This is a genomic window from Streptomyces hygroscopicus subsp. hygroscopicus (assembly GCF_030269125.1).
Classification (GTDB): domain Bacteria; phylum Actinomycetota; class Actinomycetes; order Streptomycetales; family Streptomycetaceae; genus Streptomyces; species Streptomyces hygroscopicus_C.
In genome coordinates, this window is the sequence record NZ_BSSM01000001.1 from 859,403 (window position 1) to 877,808 (window position 18,406).

Sequence of the window (18,406 nt, forward strand, 5' to 3'; positions counted from 1 at the left end):
GGGGACGCGCACGGCGCAGGTGAGCCGGGGGCGTCGTGGCGACGCCCCCGGCGCGGGGCTAGTTCTGCTGGGCGAGGCGCTGGTTGATCTCGCCCTCGACGTCCTTGGCGGCAGCGGCCGGGGACTTGCCGTTCAGCACGGCGGTCATGTACGACTTGATCGGGTTCGGCGTGTTCTCCACCGCGGCCCACTCGGGGATCAGCGGGGTGGTACCGCCGACCGAGGCGCCCGGGGCCGCGGCCTCCGCGGCGGCGTTGCCCTTGAGGTTGCTCTCCAGGGACTCCTTGTTGGGGATGACCCCGCTGAGCTTGGCCAGTTCGCCCTCGTACTGGTCGGACAGGGCGATCTTCAGGAACTCCTTGGCCAGCGACTGCTTCTTGCTGTTCTGGGCGACGGCGAGGTTGGAGCCGCCGAGGAAGACGCCCTCCGGCTTGTCGGCGGTGGCGCCGGGGATGGTGAAGTAGCCGAGGTCCTTCTCGATGGACTTGTCGGCCTGGACGGCGGTGGCCGCCTCCCAGCCCATGCCGATGAACGCGCCGGTCTTGCCCTTGGCGAAGACGGTGGCCTGCTGCGGGGTGGCCTCGTCCTTGTCCTTGGGGGCCTTGGAGTAGGCGGCGTACTTCTTGTAGATCTCCATGGCCGCGGCGACCTTGGGGTCGGCGAGGTTGGAGACGTACTTGTCGCCCTGCTTCCTCACCAGGTCGCCGCCCTGGCCGACGATCAGGCCGTCGAGGAAGTACCAGTTCTGGCCGGGCAGGTAGATCGGCTCGGCGTCGGTCTTCTTGCCGATGGTGTCGAGGTCCTTGAGGAACTCGTCACGGGTCTTCGGCGTCGTCTTGATGCCGGCCTGGTCCCAGATCCTCTTGTTGTAGACGACGACACGGTTGGCGAAGTACCAGGGCGCCGCGTACTGCTTGCCGTCATAGACGGACGACTCGGAGACCGAGGCGGTCCAGTCGGCGCCGATGGACTGCTTGAGGTCGCCGAGGTCCGCGAGGCCGCCGGTGGCCGCGTAGGCGGGGGTCTGGGTGTTGCCGACCTCCAGCACGTCCGGCGGGTTGTCCTCCGAGAGGGCGGTGGTGATCTTCTGCTGGATCCCGTCCCACTTCTGGATCTCGAACTTCAGCTTGGCGCCGGTCTTCTTCTCGAAGGCCGCCTGGACGTCCTTGGACCACTGCGGCGGCGCGGAGCCGTCCATGGTCCACACGGTCAGGGTCTGGCCCTTCCAGCTGTCCGGCCCCGCGTCCTTGCTCCCGTCGCCGTCGTTTCCGCCACACGCCGCAACGGAGACCATCACGCCCGCGATCACGATCGCGGAAGCGAGCTTGCGCTTCACGCCACCCTCCTCAGGGATGCCACTAACCCCCCACGCCCTCGGCGGTGACCTGCGTACGACGCTGCTGCACGTAGGGCTCGGGACCTGGCCACTAATGGTGTAGACCAGTACGCTGGAGCTTGGCCTAGACCTTTCGGGGTGTCAAGGGTGGCCCCGGAAGCGGGCGGAGGCCGTTACGAGAAAGTCACCGGAGTACTTTCGTCCACTTGCGACCCCTATCCGCGGGCGTGTCCGCCCCTTTCGCCCGGTCCGTTCGTTTGGACTAGACCATAGGGCACTTGGTCGCTATAACGGGAGCCCAGCGACCCAGCCGGAAGGCAGGCATGACCACCGACGTCAGCGGCGCGCGCGTGCCGAAGTACTACCGGATCAAGCAGCGGTTGCTCGCCATGACCGAGGCGCTCCAGCCCGGTGCGGCGGTGCCGGCCGAACGCGTTCTCGCCGAGCGGTTCGACACGTCCCGGACGACCGTGCGGCAGGCGCTGCAGGAGCTGGTCGGGGAGGGGCGGCTGGACCGCGTCCAGGGCAAGGGGACGTTCGTGGCGCAGCCGAAGCTGTATCGGACGCTGCACCTCACCTCGCACACCGAGGACATGCGGGCACAGGGGCTCTCGCCCGCGTCGCAGGTCCTCGACGTCGGGGAGGTGCCGGCGGATGAGCGGCTCGCGGGTCTGCTGGGGATCGCGGCCGGGGAACGGGTGCTGCGGATCGAGCGGTTGCGGCTGGCCGGCGGGGAGCCGATGGCGATCGAGACGTCGCATCTGTCGTCCGGGCGGTTTCCCGGGCTGCGGGGGGTGCTGGCGTCCTGTCCGTCGCTGTACACCGCGCTGTCCGAGGTGTACGGGGTGCGGTTGTCGTCGGCCGACGAGACGATCGAGACGTCGCTGTCCACGCCGCGGGAAGCCGCGCTGCTGGCGACGGATGTGGGGTTGCCGATGCTGCTGCTCTCCCGGCACTCACGGGACGCGGAGGGGGTGCCGGTCGAGTGGGTGCGGGCGGTGTACCGGGGGTCGCGGTACAAGTTCGTCGCGACGTTGCGCCGGCCCGCGGTTCGGGAGGCGTAGGGCGGGGCGTCAGGAGGGCGGGCAGGGGGCCGCGGGATGGGGCGGTGCCCGGCGGGCGCCGGGGAGCGCCCGACGCCCGGACCGCGGCGGCCCCCTCAGTCCAGGAACGCCGTCTCTATCCAGCGCCGTACCGCCCCCGGACGCATCCGGTGCAGGCGGTCCACCGTGTCGGCGACCTCCTGGGAGCCGCCCACCGAGAGGAACTTCTCGCGGACCAGGTCGATGTGGGAGGCACGCGTCTCCGGGCCCGCGGCGCCGACCGGGATCAGGCGGGTGCGGGAGATCCTGCGGCCGTCCGTGAGGCGGACGGTCACGCGGGCGCCCGTGGCCTTCGTGGAGCGGGAGAAGTCGCGGTCGTCGGCGCGCACGGCGCCGACCAGGTCCACGAGTTCGTCGCCGCCGAAGCCGCGCAGCCACGGCACCGCAAGATCCCCCGCCTCCCGGACCGCCTCGCCGAACGGGGCGTCGGACAGGAACAGTTCACGGGTCATCTCGGTGTCGTGCGCCAGGCGGACCCGCTTGGCCAGGGCCCAGCGGTCCGGCTCGTCCACGCGCGGGGAGGAGAAGTCGTCCACGGAGAACTCGCCGGTGAGCAGGGTGGTGGCCACGGGGTACGGCACGTCCAGGACCAGCGCGCCCAGCGGGGACCCGGGCCCGGTGACGTAGCTCGCGGCCCGCTCCCCCGCGAACAGCGTGTACAGGGATGCCTCGACGACGACCTCGGCGACGTCCGCGGCGCGCACCGCGCCGAGTTCGCGGTGGATCTCCGCCGCGCAGTCCACGGCCGCGTCGATACCGGGCCCGCCGGGGTGCATCTTGAAGGACAGCGTGTCCGTGTGCCAGCGCCGCCCGAGCCCCTTCGCCACCGCCTGCGGCAGCGGCACCGTGGCGAAGCGGGCGAGGAAGCCGTCGCTGTGCTCCATGATGTCGGTCGCGCCGCGCAGCCCGGCGTACGCCGCGTCGCAGGCGTCCATCGCGGTGCGCACCGGTGTGAAGGTGTTGAACAGCCGGGCGTCGCTGGCCAGGAAGGCGCGCATCAGGGGCCAGTTGGGCATGGCGAAGGCCAGCCCGAACGCGTTCTCGTACAGGCTCGCGGGCGCCCGGTCGCAGTGCAGCCGGCCGGCGACCGCGCCGGCCAGGTGCGTGTGCACGGCGCTCTGGCCGCGCAGGGGGCCGAGCGTCGCGGAGGCGGTGATGCGGGCCGCGCACTCGTTGGCCACGATCACCGAGGTCAGCAGCGAGAGCCCGTCCAGGCGGCGGGCGTAGGCGAAGGCGAGCGGCACGGCGACCGTGGAGTTCGACAGGTGTCCGGCGTACGCGGTGTCGTCCAGGTTGAGCCAGGAGCCGAGCGCCGCGAAGACCCCGGCGGCCTGTCGGGGGTCGCGCTGCATGGGATGCCCGAAGGCGGCCACCAGCTTGCGGCCGAGCGGGTGGCGGAGTCCGGCCCGGATGGAGGCGATCTGCGACAGCACCTGGCTCGCGGCGAGCTTGAGCACCCGGCACGGCACGTCCTGCGGGCGCAACGTGGCGGCCCAGTGCGACAGTTCGCGCAGCGGGGTGTCCGCGCCGGAGGAGCGGCGGGCGGGCGGGGGCGACGCCTCGGCCTGCTCGGCCCAGTCGGCGCACAGCGCGCGGACGACGCTCTCCGCGAGGACGGCGGTCATGGCGGGTACCTTCCGTGCGTGCGTCGAGGGGGGACGGCGGCCTCGGCACGGGTGCGGGAGCACCGGATCGGCCCGGTGCTCCCGCGACGCGTGTGCGGTGTTACGCGGCCGGGACCTTGTCCAGGAAGCCGTAGACGGCCTTGATCTTGCCGGCCTCGTCGGCGACGAGGACGTCGAAGCCGATGGCGATCGGCTCGGCGCCCGGCTCGGTCACCAGGCCCCACTGGAAGCGGGCCTGGTTGTGGTGGGCGTCGACCGCGCCGTGCAGCTCGAAGGAGAGGCCCTTGAACTGGTCACGGGCGCCGGCCACCACGGCCGCGAAGCCCGCGTGACCCTCGACCGCGGCCAGCGGGTCGATGTACGGGGCGTCGGCGGTGAACAGCTCGGCAATGGCCGCGGCACGCTTGTCGGCGTCCGCCTCGTTCCAGATGTCGAGGTAGCGGGTGACGGTGGTGGTCAGGTCGCTCATGCGGGCGATCTCCTTTTTGGTGGTGCTTCTTCGGTTCTTCGGACGGTTGGTTCAGGGGGTGGCAGGCGCCCACACGGGGAGGGCTCCGGGGAGCACCTCGAAGGTGGCCGCGGCGCCGATGCCGTGTTGGTACTCACCGTCGTGCTCCAGCGGGAGGCGGCGGCCGTCGGTGCGTTCCACGGTGATCCGGCGGCCCCGCGCGTACACGGTCGCCGGATGGCTCATATGGGCGGCGTTCAAGGTCAGTCGGGGGACCTCGGCCGCCGGGACGTCGCCGCCGATGACGCACACGTCGAGCAGTCCGTCGTCGAGCAGCGAGTCGGGCAGTACGTGGAAGCGACCGCCGCGGTAGGGGCCGCCGCCCACGTTGGCGAGGACGGTGGGGCCCTCGTGCACGATCCGGCCGTCGACCGTGACCCGCCCGGGGTACGGCTCGTACCCGTCGGCGGTGTCGGCGAAGGCGCGGACGTAGCGCTCCCGGCCGGTCAGCGGCACCTGCTTGGCGGTGATCAGCGCATCGGCGATGACGCCCGAGCAGGCGCCCAGGTACACGTAGTTGCGGGTCTCGGCGAGGCGGGCCAGGTCGAGCCGGCGCAGCCGGGCGCTGCCGCCGACGCCGTGGTCGGTGAGGATCGCCTTGAGCGACTCGCTCCAGGGCCGCTCGCCCCACAGCATCTTGTAGCCGGAGTTGCCGGTGCCGCCGGGCACCACCGCGAGGCCGGCCCCGCCGTCGGCCGGCACCAGTCCCTGGACGGCCTCTCGGACCGTGCCGTCGCCGCCGATGGCCACGATCAAGTCGGGCGCGTCGTCGGCGCGCTCCAGGGCGCGCCGCACGGCGACCGTCGCGTCCCCCGGTCCGGTGGTCGAGTGGACCTCGGCCCGGTCGAGGCAGGACGCGCACAACTCCCGTACCTCGCGGATGAGTTCAGGAGTGTGACTGCCCGAGGCCGGGTTGGCCAGGATCAGGGCCCGGGTGGGTCCGGGTGCTGCGGTGTCTGCCATGACGGGCGCTCTCCTCACGTCGGACGCACCGGCGGTGGACGGAACACGGATGACTCTGCCAAGGGGTCCTGACCTGGCGCTGACACGCGGCTGACGCGGCCGGGCGACGAGGGCGAGGACCGGACGGGCGCACCGGTCGGCGGACGGGCGCCGCGGCTGGAACCGAGCGCTCACGCGCCGTCGAACGGACCGCGGGAGCGCCGTTCGAACCGACCGCGCCCGCCGCTCGAAGCGGCGGGCGCGCGACGCGGCGGCGGGGTGGCCGCGCGGGACGCCCGCGCGGCCGCACGGCCCAGGCCGTCGGCACCCACGGTGCGGTGGCCTGGCCGGCCCGCCGGCACGGCGCCGACGCGCCCTTCCCGGTCAGCTCACGGCGGTGGCCACGGTCCGCTGGAGCCGGTGTGCGAAGTGGGCGGTGACGGCCTGGGCGTGGGTGTCGATGTAGAAGTGGCCGCCCTCGTACTCGTTGTGTCCGAGGTACGACGGGGTGCGCGCGGCCCAGTGGCTCATGGCGTCCGGGGCCTCCTGGAGCGGGTCGCTGCGGCCGCCGTAGGAGGCCAGCGGGCAGCTGACGCCGGCACCGTCGTCGTCGTAGTCACCGGCGACGCGCAGGTCGGCGCGCAGGGCCGGTACGACGAGGGCGAGCATCTCGGGGTTGTCGTAGACCGCGGCCGGGAACGAGCCCAACTTCTTGATCCACTCGACGAGTTCGGCCTCCGGCATCCGGCTCTGCTCCTCGGTCGGCTTGAAGAAGCCGACCGGCGACCAGCCGGACATGCCGACCATCACCGGGGCCGGACCGCCCTCCTCCTCCATGCGGATGGCGAGCCGGAAGGCCAGCTGGGCGCCGAGGCAGTGGCCGAAGAAGGCGAAGGGCCGGTCGTCCAGGTCGTTGAGGACGGCCTCGTGCAGGGCTTCGAGGAGCGGCCAGAAGTTCTCGTACGTCTCCTCCTCGCGGCGGTTGTGCCGGCCGGGGAGGGTGACGGCCTGCGGGGAGATGTCCGGCGGCAGCAGGCGTTCCCAGTCGCGGTAGATGATGGCGCCGCTGCCCGCGTGGGGCAGCAGGAACAGCCGGATCGAGGCGTCGGGCGAGGGCTCCACGGGGTGGAACCAGTGTCCCTCGCTGGACATCTGGCTGCCGATGGTGCCGATGGCGGTGGTCACGACTGCGTGCTCCCTAGGGTGGGTCCGTTGCCGAGGGCGCGTACCGCGGGCAGCAGCACCTCGGCGATCTCCTTCAACTGGGGCTCCGGGTCGAGGGAACCGATGCGGATCACCAGGTGCCGGGCGCCGGCGCGGACGTATCCGCCGAGCCACTGCGCGCACTTCTCGGCGCTGCCCCAGGCGTAGGCCTGGATGGTGCGCATCTGCTCCAGGGAGCGCCCGTAGTAGTGGCTGATGTAGTGCTCCAACTCGGCCTCGGCGGCGGCCTCGTCGCTGTTGACGGTGACCGTGGCGTACAGCCCGGGGACCACCGTGCGCCCCGCCTCCGCGGCGAGTTCGCCGAGGCGGGCGGCGGCGCGGCCGTAGGCGTCGACGTCGGGGAGGAAGGGGAGCCAGCCGTCGTAGCGGGTGGCGGCACGGGCGAGCACCTTGGGGGTGTCGCTGCCGGCCAGCCACAGCGGCGGGCCGCCGGGGACGGCGGGCGAGGGCAGCCGGTCCAGGTGTTCGGCCTGCCAGAACCTGCCCTCGAACACGGTGGGTTCGCCGTCCTCGCCGGCGCGCCAGGCGGTGCGCCACAGCGCGGCGATCTCGTCCAGACGGCCGACGCGGCCCTGGAAGGAGGCGCCGACGGAGTTGAACTCCTCCTCGGTCTCGGCCATCGGGAAGCCCGAGCCGAGGCCCAGGATCAGCCGGTCGGCGGCGACGTGGCTGAGGCTGGAGATCATGTTGGCGCCGATGAGGGGGTGGCGCAGGGCCGGGGTGAGGGCGGCGGTGCCGACGGTGATGCGCCGGGTGGCCGCCGCCGCGGCGGACAGCACGATCAGGGGGTCGAGGCGGGGGCGGGCGGTGAGGGAGTCGCCGGCCCACAGCGAGTCGAAGCCGAGGGCTTCCGCGTTCTTGGCGAAGTCGAGCAACGGCGCTGCGGCGTAGGTGCCGTTGATGGCCTGTTCACGGGTGGGGAGGAGGATGCCGATCCGCAGCGGTTCGGTACTCATGGGCTTTTCACTCTCCGCGGGGACGTCGGGGAAGGTGGTCATACGGCACTCCCGGCAGGCGCGCTCGTCGCCGCCGTCAGCTGCTGCCGCACGGCGCGGCGCAGGATCTTGCCCGAGGGGTTGCGCGGGAGGGTGTCGGCGAAGTGGTAGGTGCCGGGGATCTTGTAGTCGGCGATGCGGCCGCGCAGGGACAGCAGGAGCTCGCGTGGGGTCGCCTCGGTGCCGGGGCGCAGGACGACCACCGCGTGCACGCTTTCGCCCCAGCGTTCGTCGGGCAGGCCCACCACGGCCGCGTCGGCGACCGCCGGGTGGGCGGCGAGGGCCTTCTCGACCTCGGCGGGGTAGATGTTCTGCCCGGCCACGATGATCGTGTCGTTCATGCGGTCGCAGAGGTGGAGGTAGCCGTCCTCGTCGAGGTACCCGGCGTCGCCCATGTACAGCCACTCCCCCACCAGGGTGCGTGCGGTGGCCTCGGGCAGGTTCCAGTAGCCGAGCATCCGGGAGGGCGCGCGCACGCAGACCTGGCCGATGGCGCCGGGCGGCAGGCTCTCGCCGTCGGGGCCGATCACCTTGATCTCGTTGCCGGGGCAGGGCAGGCCCACCGAGGTGAGCCGGGTGCTGCCGGTGTGGTGGTCGCCGGGCGGCAGACAGACGGCGACGCTGCCGGTCTCGGTGCTGGCGTAGATCTGCGCGAACTCGCAGCGGTAGGTCTCCAGGCACTGCTTGAGCAGCGTCTCGGACATGGGCGCGGCGCCGTAGGCGATCTTGCGCAGGGAGACGAACGCCTCGGGGCCCGCGCCGCGTTCGGACGCCATCGCCTGGAGCATCGCGGGCGCCGCGAAGGTGGTGGTGACGCCGTGGGCGCGGATGAGGCGGACGGCCTCCTGCGGGTCGAACTGCGGCATGATCACGCTGGTGCCGCCGGCGTTGAAGGTGTGCAGGAACCAGCCGATGCCGGCGACGCCGAAGCCCGGCAGGGAGATCAGGGCGACGTCCTCGGGCAGCCAGTCGATCCAGTCCACGCCCCGCTCGCGGCTGGCGTGCGGCAGGGTGAAGAAGCTGCGGTGGGCGAGGACCGCGCCCTTGGGCAGTCCGGTGGTGCCGCTGGTGTAGATCTGGATGACGGCGTCGTCGGGGCCGGTGCCGGGCACCGGGTCGGTCTCGGGCTGGTCGGCGGCCCAGGCGAGCAGGCCGGCGCCGCGCGCGGGTTCGCCGTCGGCGTCGGTGCCGTCGACGCGGATCACCCGGCGCAGGCCGCGCAGCCGGGATCGTACGGCCTCGACCGTGTCCCGGAACTCGTCGTCCACGAAGATCAGCGCGGCGCCGGAGTCGCGCAGGATGTGGTCGACCTCGCTTGGGGTGAGCCGCCAGTTGACCGGCACCAGGACGGCGCCCGCCTTGGCGCAGGCGATCATCACGAGGTAGTAGTTCGCCGACTCGCGGCCCAGGTAGGCGACCCGGTCGCCGCGCCGCACCCCGCTGGTGTGCAGGGCGTGGGCGGCGCGGTTGCTGTCGCGGTGCAGCTTCTCGTAGGTGGTGACGCGGCCTTCGCAGATGATCGCGGGGTGGTCGGGGCGGGTGCCGGCGTGGGCGCGGGCGGAGTGGTGGAGCGTCCAGCGCTCCCTCGGTATGTCGCTCATGGTGTGTGCCGTCTCTGTCTGACCGTCTGACTGACTGTCCGGCCGTCACGCCGCCGGCGCCGGGGCGAGCTGCCCGTCGACGAACTGGGCGAGCGCGCGCACCGTGGGGTGGTCATGGGTGAGGGAGGCCGGCAGGGGCAGCCGGAACGCCTGCTCCAGCGCGGCCTTGACCTGCTGGGCCATCAGGGAGTCCAGGCCCAGCGACACGAACTCGCTGTTGGGGTCCAGTTCGTCGCCCTCCTCCAGGTGCAGGACGGCGGCGACCTTCTCGCGGACCACGCCGGTGACGGCGGCGAGCCGGTCGGCGTCGGGGAGCGCGGTGAGGGCGGTGAGGTCGAGGCCGGAGCCGTTCTCACCGGCGCCCTGGCGGGCGAGCCGGTCGTAGAACAGGTCGCCGTTGACGCTGCCGGAGACGTAACGGTCCCAGTCGAACTCGCCGACGATCCGCTGGGTCCGGGGGCGGCCCCACAGACGGGCGAGGGTGTCCAGGGCGCGGGTCGGGGAGAAGAAGCGGACGCCGCTGCGTTCGATCTCCTGGCTGAGGTGCTCCTCCAGCCGGGCGGACATGCCGACCCGTGCCCAGGCGCCCCAGTTGACCGACAGGCCCGGCACCCCGCGCCGGCCGCGCCACTCGGCGAGTGCGTCGAGCCCGGCGCTGGCGGCCGCGTAGTGGCCCTGGGTGGCGCCGCCGAGGACGGAGGCGATGGAGGAGTAGGTGACGAAGAACTCCAGGTCGGGGAAGGAGGTCTCGGCGGCCTCGTGCAGCAGCCAGCCGCCGTACGCCTTCGGGGCGAGCTGGGCGTCGATGGACTCCCAGGTCAGCTCGGAGATCAGCTTCTTGTCGTAGGAACCGGCGGCGTGCACGATCCCGCCGAGCGGGTACGGCCCCGCCTCGATGTGCCGGACCAGCCGCTCGACGTCCTGCGGGCGGGAGACGTCGGCGCGTACGACGTCGATCTCGGCGTCGGCCGCGAGGTCGGCGAGGACGGGGGCGGCCTCCTCGGTGGCCCTGCCGCCGCGGCTGACCAGGGTGAGGTGGCGGGCGCCGAGCGAGACCAGCTTGCGGGCGGTGACCAGGCCGAGACCGCCGAGACCGCCGGTGACCAGGTAGGTGCGGTCGGGGCGCAGTCCGGCGGGGCCCTCGTCGGCCGGTTCGGGCCGCTCCGCCAGGTCCCCGGGCAGGGTCACCCAGGCCGGTCCGGACGGGTCGGACAGGGCGGTGCGCAGGGCCTCGCCGGTCTCGTCCAGGCGGAAGCGGAGCGCGCGGTCGTCGTCCCCGGCGGCCGGTACGACGGCGACGGCGGGCACGGTGAGCGTGGCGCGGAAGGTCCCGTCGTACCGTACGAGGACCTCGTCGCCCGGCGCGAAGCCGGTGCCGTCGGCCGCGGCGAGCACGGTCCCGCGGGCCGACCGGCCGAGCACCGGCGGGGGTTCGACCTCCCCGGCCTCTCCCGTCTCCTCGGCGCGTTCGGCGCGCCCGGTGTCCAGGGCGGCGCGCGCGTCCTCGGCGGTCAGGCCGACGGCGCTCACCCGGATCTGCACCTCGTCCGGCCCCGGGGCCCGGTCGGCGACCGGCGCGAGCACCAGGTCGGACAGGTCTCCGGAGTCGGGGGCGCGCAGCTCGAAGCCCCCGGTCCAGGTGAGGTCGGCGTCACCGGCGAGCAGCCGGCGCACATAGCGGCGGCCGGGACGGTGGGCGACCTGGTACTCGCCGGCCGGTTCGGCCCGCCACTCCTCGACGAGCGGGGCGAGGCCGCTGCCCGGAGCGAGGTCCACCAGGGTGGCCCGGTACTGCGCGTACTCCGTGAGCAGCACCCGGCCGAAGCCCCACAGGGTGGCCGCGCCGAGGTGGCCGCCGTCGCCCGCCGGATCGCCGGGCAGCCACTGGGCGCCCTCGGTCACCAGCCACAGCCGGGGCGGCCGGTTCGCCGTCTCCAACGCGCCTATGAGGGTGAGGAGTTCGCGGTAGTTCTCCTCGCACTCGGCGCGCAGCCGGTCGGCGGACATCGGCTCGGGACGCTGGTGCCACAGCCGGCACACGTCGGTGACGGTGGGGTCCTCCAGGGCGGCCTTGAGGTCGGTGAGGTCGGGCAGCCAGGTAACCCTGAGGCCGGGTTCGGCGGCCGGTCCGGCGGCGCGGGCGGCCGAGGGGTCGAGGAGGACGACGTGCCGGGCGGCGGCCGTACCGCCACGCGCGGGCAGGGCGCGGCGCACCCACTCGGGGCGGTGCAGGAACTGGCGGCGGCCGCCTCGGCCCTCGGGACGGACCATGCGCACCCCGAGGAGTTCGGCGACCGGGTCGCCGTTCTCCAGCAGCAGCACGTCGGCGAGGCGCCGGTCCTGCTCGCCGCGGACCCGGGCGAGGACGCGCAGCCGCTCGCCGCGCGGCTTGCGGAAGTGCCGTACGGAGGCGATCTCGCGGGGCACGAACACCGGGCCCTCGGGGTCCAGGACGACCAGCGCCTGCGCGGCGGCCTCCAGGAGTTCGGCCGGGACGTGCTCGACGGCGCTGGCGTCGCGGCCGGTCAGCTCGCCGGTGACCAGCGTCCCGGCAGACAGCGTTCGTCCATCGGGGAGCGGGGTGGAATGCGTGCTGTCGCCGTGCCGGGCGGCCTTGAGGAGCAGGCGCATCCGGGGGCCCTGGGGGCGGCCGACGGAGGCGAGGTCGGTGTAGATGTCCTCGTCGTCGATGTGCTGGGCGGCCGGCGCGAGGACCGCGTCCAGCTCGGCCAGCTCCGAGACGGGGACGAGCGGTTCCGGTTCGGCGGCGACCGCGGCGGTGGCGTGCAGGATCTCCTCGCCGCCGGCCAGCGTGTACACCTCGATGTCGGCGCCGCCGCCGGGGCGCGGCCGCCAGCGGGTGGTGAGCGCGGTGACCGTCTCGGCGGCCAGCTCCAGCGGGGCGAGCAGCCTGAGGTCGCGAACGGCGTTGCGGGCGTGGCCCTGGACCGCGTCCTGGACGGCGAGCAGCAGGTCGACGTAGGCGCCGGCGGGCAGCACGGTGCGGTCGTCCGCGGCGAGGTCGGCGAGCGCGCCCAGTTCCTCGGCGGTGAACTCGGCGGTGAACTCCCGCACTCCGCTGGCGAATCGCTCCTCGGTGCCGAGCAGCGGGTGGCGCGCGGTGCCGTTCGCGGCGGAGCGGCGCGGGGTGACGGAGGGCAGCCAGTAGCGCTTGCGCTGGAAGGCGTACGTCGGCAGGTCCACGCGGGCCGGGGCGGGGTGCCCGGCGTGGTAGCCGTCCCAGGCGACGTTGAGCCCGGCCGCGTAGTACTCGGCGAGGGCGGTCAGGGTGGTCGCGGTGGTGGTGTCGCGGCGGCGCAGGCTGGCCAGCCAGAGGTGGTCCTCGACGGTGACCGAGCGGCGGGCGAGCGCGGTGAGCCCGGCCTGCGGGCCGACCTCGATCAGGGCGTGCCGGCCGCGCTTGGCGACGGCGCGGATGCCGTCGAGGAAGCGCACGGGTTCGCCGATGTGCCGCACCCAGTAGCCGACGTTGCCGATCTCGCGGAAGCGGGCGAGGCGTCCGGTGACGTTGGAGATGAGGCTGATCCTCGGCTCGTGGAACTCGATGCCGTCGAGGGCGGTGCGGAAGTCGTCGTAGACCTCGGCCATCAGCGGGGAGTGGAAGGCGTGGGAGACCTTGAGGCGCTCGACGCGCACGCCCCGCCCGGTGAGGACGGCGGTGACCTCCTCCAGGGCCGCGATGCCGCCGGAGATCACCGTCTGGTCCGGGGCGTTGACGCCGGCGACGGCCAGGTCGTCGTGGCCCTCCAGGAGCGGTGCGACGTCCTCCAGCGGCGCGGAGACGGCGGCCATGCCGCCCTCGGCGGTGACGGCCTGCATCAGCCGGGCGCGGGCGGCGACCAGCTTGACGGCGTCCGGGAGGCTGAACAGCCCGGCCACGGCGGCGGCGACGACCTCGCCGATGCTGTGCCCGAGGAGCACGTTGGGCTTCGCGCCCCAGGCCATCCACTGCTGGGCGAGCGCGTACTCCAGGGTGAACAGGGCGGGCTGGGTGTACTCGGTGCGGTCGATGGCCTCGGGGTCGGCGGCGGTGCCGAGCAGCAACTCCCGTACGGAGCGGCCGAGGTGGACGGCGAACAGCTCGTCGCAGGCGTCGACCCGGGCGCGGAAGACGGGGAACGCCTCGTACAGGGCGGCGCCCATGCCGGCGTACTGGGAGCCCTGGCCGGTGAACATGAACGCGGTCTTGCGGATGCCGGACGGACCCTCGTGCTCCTGCTCGGCGGCCTTGTCGAGGAGCTTGACGAGGGCGGCGCGGTCGGCGACCGGTGCCGCGACCCGGTAGGGGTGGTGGGCGCGGGTGGTGTTGGCGCTGTGGCAGAGCGCGGCGAGGGGGATCTCGGGCCGCTCGTCCAGCAACCGGCGGTACTGCCCGGCGAGTTCGCGCAGGGCGCCCGTGTTCTTCGCGGAGAGGGTGAAGATCGGGGCGGCGCCGGGAAGTACGGACTCCTCGGCGACGCGGGCCGGCGCCTCCTCCAGCACCACGGCCCCGATCGTCCCCGCGAACCCGAAGCTGTTGACGACCGCGCGCTTCACGTCGGCCTTCCAGGGCTCGCACTCGGTGGGCACCCGCAGCGGGTACAGGTCCCAGGGGATGCGCCCGGAGGGGTTGTCCAGGTTGATGTGCGGATAGATCGTCCCGGCGCGCAGCTGGAGCACGGTCTTGATCACGCCGACGATGCCGGAGGCCGGCTCCATGTGGCCGAGGTTCGTCTTCACCGAACCGACCACCACGGGCCGTTCCTTGGTGTGCGAGTCCACGAACACGTCACCGATGGCGCCGAACTCGATGGGGTCGCCGAGCGGGGTGCCGGTGCCGTGCGCCTCGACGTAACTGATGTCCTCGGGCGCGAGGCGGGCCGCGGCCAGCGCGCTGCGGATGACCTTCTCCTGGGCGGGCCCGTTGGGCACGGTCAGGCCCGCGCTGTCGCCGTCCTGGCCGACCGCGGTGCCGCGCACCAGGGCGAGGACGCGGTCGCCGTCGCGCTCGGCGTCGCCGAGCCGCTTGAGGACGACGATGCCGCAGCCCTCGGCGCGCGCGTACCCGTCGGCCGCCTCGTCGAAGGTCTTGCACTGGCCGTCCGGTGACAGCATCTGGGCGTTGGAGAACATCACCGGGATACGCGGGTGGTGCAGGGCGTTGACGCCGCCGCACAGCGCGATGTCCGTCTCGCCGCCGCGCAGCGCCTGCACGGCCAGGTGCAGGGCGACCAGCGAGGAGGAGCAGGCGGTGTCCACGCTCATGCTCGGGCCGCGCCAGCCGAGGAAGTAGGAGAGCCGCCCGGAGAGCGGGAACATGGTGATGCCGGAGGCCAGGTGGCCGTCCAGCTCCTCGTACGGCAGCGAGTCCAGCTCAAGGGCGTAGTCGATGGAGCTGGCGCCGATGTACACCCCGCCGTTGCCGCGGCGCAGCGGGGCCGGGTCGATGCCGGCGTGTTCGAGCGCCTGCCAGGCCGTCTCCAGCAGCAGCCGCTGCTGCGGGTCCATGTAACGGGCTTCCTTCGGCGAGATGTTGAAGAAGCCCGCGTCGAACAGGTCGATGCGGTCGAGGAAGCCGCCCGCCGAGGCACGGATCTTGCCCTTGTCATCGGGCCCCTCGGGGGTGAACGCCTCGACGTCCCAGCGATCGGTGGGGATCGGGCGGATCCCGCTGCGGCCCTCGCGCAGGAAGTCGTCGAACTCGTCGGGCGAGCCGCTGCCGCCGGGGAACCGCAGACCGATTCCGACGATCGCGACCGGCTCGGGCGCCTGCTCTGATTCCGTCCGCGGCATGGAACGACTCCTCAAGCTTCCTGGACGGCCTGGGTCAGGTGGTCCACGAGGTGGGTGATGGTCGGCTCGTTGAAGAGCACGTTGACGTTGATCGACAGGTCCAGGAGCTGTTCCAGGCTCTGGCGTATCTCGGTCAGGCGCAGCGAGGTGAGCCCGAGGTCGAAGTAGGAGACGTCGACGGGGAGGTCCTCGGAATCGTCCATGAGGAGAACGACCTTGAACTTCCTGAGGACGATTGTCTCGATTTCCTCGGTCAGTTCGCTGCGCGGCAGGTCGCGCAACCGCTGGATGGTGCTGTCGACGGGTGACATGCGCCTCATGCAAGCAGCGGCGGCTGACATCCCGCTGACGGCGCGGGTGTGTCCGGTTGGCTGGATCAGTCGGGTGTCAGCGTCGGATCAGATTCCGCTGTCACGCTCGCCTTGCTTCAAGAAATCCACACGCCATATCCGAAAGGCTGGAGATGCTTCGCGAAGCCGCGCAGGAGGAGAGTGCTGAGGCACCTTCCGGATTGAAGAGTTACGACCTCTACATCGCGGGCAAGGACGTCGCCGGCGACGGCTGGGTGTACACCGTCAGCGGGCGTTCGCTGCTGGAAGACGTGTTCACCAGTGTGAGCCTCAAGCGCTCCCTCGAACAGGACCCGGAGTCCGAGGCGGCCAAGCACCCCTACGTCGTCGGGCGTTGCGCGATCGCGGACGACGCCGCCATCGACCTGGCCAGCCAGGCGGCCGCCGCGGCGGCCCCCGAATGGGCGGCGGTGCCGCTGGAGCGGCGGATGCGGCTCGGCACCCGCTTCCGCGAGGAACTGATCAAGCACGAGGACGAGTTCCTGCGGATGCTGGTCGCCGAGTCCCACCCGGTCAAGCTCGCCCGCTGGGAGCTGAGCTGCCTGCTCCAGATCTACGCGCCCGGCTCGCTGCGCTGGTACGCCAAGCAGATGCGGGTGGAGAAGGAGTACAACGGCCGCCGGCTGATCCTCCACCGCCAGCCCGACGGCGTGGTCGCCTTCAACCCGCCGCAGAACGCCCCGCTGCCCAGCGCCGCGCTGTGCGTGCTGGCGCTGATGGCCGGCAACGCGGTGGTCGTCCGCGCCCCGCGCAGCATCGCCCTGTCCACCATGTGGCTGCTCCGCGACATCGTCGCCCCGCTGCTGGAGGAGTTCGACGCCCCGCCCGGCGTGCTCAACGCGGTCTGCTCCAACCCGAAGCAGACCATGGACCGCTGGGTCGCGGACCCCCTGATCAACGACATCTTCTACATCGGCGGCAGCCAGGAGGGCCTGCGCTTCGAGCAGAGTTGCGTGGCCCACGGCAAGAAGCCGATCCTCGAACTCGCCGGCAACGACGGCATCGTGGTGTGGAAGGACGCCGACGTGAAGTGGGCGGCCGAGGCCATCACCGAGGCCTTCTACGGCTCCGGGCAGATCTGCATGGTGCCCAACTACGTGCTGGTCCACCCCGATGTCGCCGAGGCGCTGATCGCCGAGGTCAAGGAGCAGGTCAAGGGCATCAAGCCGGGCCTGCCCGAGGAGGAGGACGTGCTGCTGTCGCCGGTTCGGCGCAGCGAGCGCTTCTTCCGGCTGCTGCGCCAGGCCCTGGACAACGGCGCCGAGCTGGTCACCGGCGGCAACCGCACCGAGGTGGACGGCACGGTCTCGGAGACGGGCGTGTTCCTCCAGCCCACGGTGGTGCGGGTGGACGGCCTGGACCGGGCGCGCACGTACGACGTGGTCCGCGAGGAGACCTTCTTCCCGCTGATCCCGATCGTGGTCGCCGAGCGTGACCATGACGACGCCCTGCTCGAATCGTTCCTGCAATTCGTCAACAGCAACGACTACGGGCTGCGCAACTCCCTGTGGTCGCGCTCGGACCACGTGATCGAGACGTTCGTGCGGCGCACGGTCAACGGCGGTCTGCTGAAGGTCAACGACTCCCACATCGGCTTCCTTCCCTACCTGCCGAGCCACGGCGGCACCGGCCGCACCGGCGGCGCGTTCGGCGAGGCCAACTACCCGATGCTCAAGACCTCCCACGTCCAGGGAGTGAGCATCGCCCGCGACGTCAGCCCGTACGACGCGGTCTTCGGCGCCTGACCCCACCCCCAGTCCTCGGAGGTTTTCCCGTGCGTTCCCTCGATGTCGCCCGGACCGTGTGCGAGCGGTTTCACCCCGGACTGCTCAAGGAGCTGGAGCGGCTCCCCTACGAAGAGAGGGAGAAACCCGGCGGTCCCGTGATCGACCTCTTCCGCATCCACGGCGGGGTGGGCCTGCTGATCCCCGGGACCTACGGCGGCCACGGCGCCGCCCCGCTGGAGGCGCTGCGCGTGCAGCTGGCGCTCGGCGCGGTCTCCCCCTCGCTGGTCGCGGCCGTCTCCATGCACCACTTCACCGCCGCCATGCTGTACTCGCTGGCCGTCAAGTCGGGCCGGCTCACCGCCGCGCAGACCCAGCTGCTGCACCAGATCGTGCCCGACCAGCAGGTGCTGGCCTCCGGCTGGTCGGAGGGCCGTACCGCGGCGAACATCCTCAAGCCGACCGTGACCGCGCGCCCGGTGGAGGGCGGCTTCCTGCTGTCCGGTTCCAAGAAGCCGTGCAGCCTGTCCCGTTCGATGAGCCTGCTGACCGCGTCCACCGCGATCCACGGCGAGGACGGCGGCGAGCCCGAGCTGGCGCTCGCCCTGGTGCCGGCCGACGCGCCGGGCCTGACGGTGCACGAGTTCTGGGGCAACGACCTGCTGGCCGGCGCCGAGAGCGACGAGGTGCGCCTGGAGGACGTGTTCGTGCCGAGCGAGATGGTGGTGCGGGCCGGCGCGGACGATCCCACCCGCCTGGACGACCTCCAGTCCGCCGGGTTCGTCTGGTTCGAGATGCTGATCTCCGCGGGATACGCGGGCGCCGCCGCCGCACTGGTCGAGCAGGTGCTGACCCGCAAGCGCGGCAGCGCGGACACGCGGGCCGCGCTGGCCGTCGACATGGAGGCGGCGCTGGCCGTCCTGGAGGGCGTGGCCCGAGCCACGGGTCCCGAGCCGGGCGACGAGGAGTCGGTGGCGCGGGTGCTGGTCGCCCGGTACGCGGTGCAGAACGCGCTGCCGGACATCGTGGCGCGGGCGCTGGAGCTGCTCGGCGGGCTGGAGTTCATCACGAACTCCGGGTCGGCCCAGGCCGCTGCGGCGACGCGGGCGCTGGCCTTCCATCCGCCGTCCCGGATCGCCGCGTCGGAGCCGCTGCTGACGTACTTCGACGGCGGGCCGTTGGTTCTCGCGTAGATCGTCGGCCGC

12 protein-coding genes are annotated in these 18,406 nt (G+C 72.6%); 3 read left to right on the top strand and 9 right to left on the bottom strand.

All coding sequences use genetic code 11. The annotated features are described in order from the left end of the window. Positions 1–58: 58 nt before the first annotated feature. A complete protein-coding gene (locus tag QSK45_RS03620) occupies positions 59–1,336 on the bottom strand; it encodes an extracellular solute-binding protein (RefSeq protein ID WP_285553093.1) in 1,278 nt (425 codons plus the stop codon). A gap of 323 nt (positions 1,337–1,659) precedes the next feature. On the opposite strand from QSK45_RS03620, the gene QSK45_RS03625 reads away from it, so the two are divergent. After that, the gene (locus QSK45_RS03625; protein ID WP_285553095.1) at positions 1,660–2,400 is read left to right on the top strand and encodes a GntR family transcriptional regulator; all 741 of its coding nucleotides are present in this window, start codon (positions 1,660–1,662) and stop codon (positions 2,398–2,400) included. Between the two features lie 95 nt (positions 2,401–2,495). On the opposite strand, the gene QSK45_RS03630 is transcribed toward QSK45_RS03625, so the two are convergent. The 8 genes from QSK45_RS03630 to QSK45_RS03665 form a co-directional block, all read right to left on the bottom strand. Continuing rightward, a complete protein-coding gene (locus QSK45_RS03630) occupies positions 2,496–4,064 on the bottom strand; it encodes an MmgE/PrpD family protein (RefSeq protein ID WP_285553096.1) in 1,569 nt (522 codons plus the stop codon). Between the two features lie 100 nt (positions 4,065–4,164). Further along, complete coding sequence (locus tag QSK45_RS03635; RefSeq protein WP_285553097.1) at positions 4,165–4,533, bottom strand: nuclear transport factor 2 family protein; 369 nt, start codon at positions 4,531–4,533, stop codon at positions 4,165–4,167. Between the two features lie 51 nt (positions 4,534–4,584). Continuing rightward, a complete protein-coding gene (locus QSK45_RS03640) occupies positions 4,585–5,535 on the bottom strand; it encodes a diacylglycerol/lipid kinase family protein (protein WP_285553098.1) in 951 nt (316 codons plus the stop codon). A gap of 363 nt (positions 5,536–5,898) precedes the next feature. Continuing rightward, positions 5,899–6,666, bottom strand: a complete 768-nt coding sequence (locus tag QSK45_RS03645; RefSeq protein ID WP_285553394.1) for a thioesterase II family protein — start codon at positions 6,664–6,666, stop codon at positions 5,899–5,901. A 29-nt stretch (positions 6,667–6,695) separates the two neighbouring features. Continuing rightward, the gene (locus QSK45_RS03650; protein ID WP_285553099.1) at positions 6,696–7,694 is read right to left on the bottom strand and encodes an LLM class flavin-dependent oxidoreductase; all 999 of its coding nucleotides are present in this window, start codon (positions 7,692–7,694) and stop codon (positions 6,696–6,698) included. Positions 7,695–7,732: 38 nt separating this feature from the next. Further along, positions 7,733–9,334 (bottom strand): long-chain-fatty-acid--CoA ligase, encoded by a 1,602-nt coding sequence (locus QSK45_RS03655; RefSeq protein ID WP_285553100.1) that lies wholly within the window; start codon positions 9,332–9,334, stop codon positions 7,733–7,735. Positions 9,335–9,379: 45 nt separating this feature from the next. Beyond that, complete coding sequence (locus QSK45_RS03660; RefSeq protein ID WP_285553101.1) at positions 9,380–15,127, bottom strand: type I polyketide synthase; 5,748 nt, start codon at positions 15,125–15,127, stop codon at positions 9,380–9,382. 11 nt (positions 15,128–15,138) lie between these two features. Continuing rightward, the gene (locus QSK45_RS03665; protein ID WP_285553102.1) at positions 15,139–15,438 is read right to left on the bottom strand and encodes an acyl carrier protein; all 300 of its coding nucleotides are present in this window, start codon (positions 15,436–15,438) and stop codon (positions 15,139–15,141) included. Between the two features lie 152 nt (positions 15,439–15,590). Between QSK45_RS03665 and QSK45_RS03670 the strand changes: the two genes are divergently transcribed. Next, positions 15,591–17,222: an aldehyde dehydrogenase family protein gene (locus QSK45_RS03670; RefSeq protein WP_285553104.1), complete on the top strand. Its 1,632-nt coding sequence runs from the start codon at positions 15,591–15,593 to the stop codon at positions 17,220–17,222. 29 nt (positions 17,223–17,251) lie between these two features. Next, the gene (locus tag QSK45_RS03675) at positions 17,252–18,394 is read left to right on the top strand and encodes an acyl-CoA dehydrogenase family protein (RefSeq protein WP_285553105.1); all 1,143 of its coding nucleotides are present in this window, start codon (positions 17,252–17,254) and stop codon (positions 18,392–18,394) included. The last annotated feature ends 12 nt before the right edge of the window (positions 18,395–18,406 follow it).

Excerpts from the sequence above, each read along its gene's own strand:
- QSK45_RS03655 (WP_285553100.1), bottom strand. The coding sequence starts at position 9,334 with ATGAGCGACATACCGAGGGAGCGCTGGACGCTCCACCACTCCGCCCGC.
- QSK45_RS03670 (WP_285553104.1), top strand. The coding sequence starts at position 15,591 with ATGCTTCGCGAAGCCGCGCAGGAGGAGAGTGCTGAGGCACCTTCCGGA.
- QSK45_RS03635 (WP_285553097.1), bottom strand. The coding sequence starts at position 4,533 with ATGAGCGACCTGACCACCACCGTCACCCGCTACCTCGACATCTGGAAC.
- QSK45_RS03660 (WP_285553101.1), bottom strand. The coding sequence starts at position 15,127 with ATGCCGCGGACGGAATCAGAGCAGGCGCCCGAGCCGGTCGCGATCGTC.
- QSK45_RS03645 (WP_285553394.1), bottom strand. The coding sequence starts at position 6,666 with ATGTCCAGCGAGGGACACTGGTTCCACCCCGTGGAGCCCTCGCCCGAC.
- QSK45_RS03640 (WP_285553098.1), bottom strand. The coding sequence starts at position 5,535 with ATGGCAGACACCGCAGCACCCGGACCCACCCGGGCCCTGATCCTGGCC.
- QSK45_RS03650 (WP_285553099.1), bottom strand. The coding sequence starts at position 7,694 with ATGAGTACCGAACCGCTGCGGATCGGCATCCTCCTCCCCACCCGTGAA.
- QSK45_RS03630 (WP_285553096.1), bottom strand. The coding sequence starts at position 4,064 with ATGACCGCCGTCCTCGCGGAGAGCGTCGTCCGCGCGCTGTGCGCCGAC.
- QSK45_RS03665 (WP_285553102.1), bottom strand. The coding sequence starts at position 15,438 with ATGTCACCCGTCGACAGCACCATCCAGCGGTTGCGCGACCTGCCGCGC.
- QSK45_RS03625 (WP_285553095.1), top strand. The coding sequence starts at position 1,660 with ATGACCACCGACGTCAGCGGCGCGCGCGTGCCGAAGTACTACCGGATC.